Origin of the sequence: Scandinavium sp., from assembly GCF_036271055.1 — a bacterium.
GTDB lineage: Bacteria > Pseudomonadota > Gammaproteobacteria > Enterobacterales > Enterobacteriaceae > Scandinavium.
The window spans coordinates 1-1,557 of record NZ_DATBBJ010000022.1 but is presented as its reverse complement, the minus strand read 5'-3'; the positions used below and the strand labels follow the sequence as shown (position 1 = coordinate 1,557).

General features: G+C 48.7%; 1 rRNA gene. It reads left to right on the top strand.

Features of this window, described 5'->3' with window-relative positions:
• Window positions 1-1,557 (top strand): 23S ribosomal RNA (locus VH187_RS02125); the annotation flags it as partial.

The following is a 1,557-nucleotide window of genomic DNA, read 5'->3' as shown; positions in this document are numbered from 1 at the left end:
AGCCATAGCGGGTGATAGCCCCGTAAGCACAAATTGACAGGGACGAGCGGTATCCTGAGTAAGGCGGGACCGGAGAAATCCTGCCTGAATCTGCCGGCACCATCCGGTAAGGCTAAATACTCCTCAGAGACCGATAGTGAACCAGTACCGTAAGGGAAAGGTGAAAAGCACCCCGAATAGGGGAGTGAAATAGTACCTGAAACCGTACGCCTACAAGCGGTTGGAGTCCTATAGTAATATACGGATGACAGCGTGCCTTTTGCATAATGAACCTACGAGTTGCTCCTCACTGGCAAGGTTAAGTTCTTTAGTAACGGAGCCGTAGCGAAAGCGAGTCCAAATAGGGCGACTAGTCAGTGGGGGCAGACGCGAAACTTTGTGATCTATCCATGGGCAGGTTGAAGTTCCGGTAACACGGAATGGAGGACCGAACTCATTAGCGTTGAAAAGCTATGGGATGACCTGTGGATAGGGGTGAAAGGCCAATCAAACTTAGAGATAGCTCGTTCTCCCCGAAATGTTTTTAGGAACAGCGTCGCATATAGAAGTTTATTAGAGGTAGAGCTACTGATTGGGCTAGGGGGCTTCACCGCCTACCAAACCCTGACAAACTCCGAATGCTAATAAATATCTGCGGCAGTGAGGCTGCGGGCGCTAAGGTCCGTGGCCGAGAGGGAAATAACCCAGATTAGCAACTAAGGTCCCTAATACACAGTTAAGTTGATCAAACGAAGTTTGAATCCTATAACAGCCAGGATGTTGGCTTGGAAGCAGCCACTCATTTAAAGAGTGCGTAACAGCTCACTGGTCGAGGGTTCAGGCACGGAAAATAATCGGGCATCAAACTGTGAACCGAAGTTCTAAGATCGCCACTACGTGGATGATCGGTAGGGGAGCATTCTGATCTGCAGTGAAGGTGTGCGGCGACGCATGCTGGAGCGTTCAGAAACGAAAATGTAGGTATAAGTAACGATAAATAGAGTGAAAAACTCTATCGCCGTAAGTCCAAGGTTTCCTGATCAACGTTAATCGGATCAGGGTTAGTCTGGTCCTTAGTCAAACCCGAAAGGGGTAGATGATGGCAAACTGGTTAATATTCCAGTACCAGCTTTAATTTCGATGGGGCGACGCGGAAGTGACCCACACACGAGGGAAACGGAATTCCCCGTTTAAGTACGTAGTTATAGCTTTTACAGGCAAATCCGTAAGAGTTGACGAAATACGAAAGTATATGAGGGCTTCGGCCTGATTGAGTGTGCTAATAGCCGCCAAGAAAAACCTCTAAGGTTAGGTTAAAGCAGCCAGTACCGCAAACCGACACAGGTGGACGAGAAGAATATTCTAAGGCGCTCGGGTGAGCCGTGGAGAAGGAACTCGGCAAATTGATGCTGTAACTTCGGGATAAAGCATGCCCACTTCGGTGGGCCTCAGCAAAATGGTTCAACCAACTGTTTAACAAAAACACAGGGCCCTGCAAAATCGTAAGATGACGTATAGAGCCTGATACCTGCCCGGTGCTGGAAGGTTAAGGAAGGATGTTCGGCGCAAGCCAAAGCT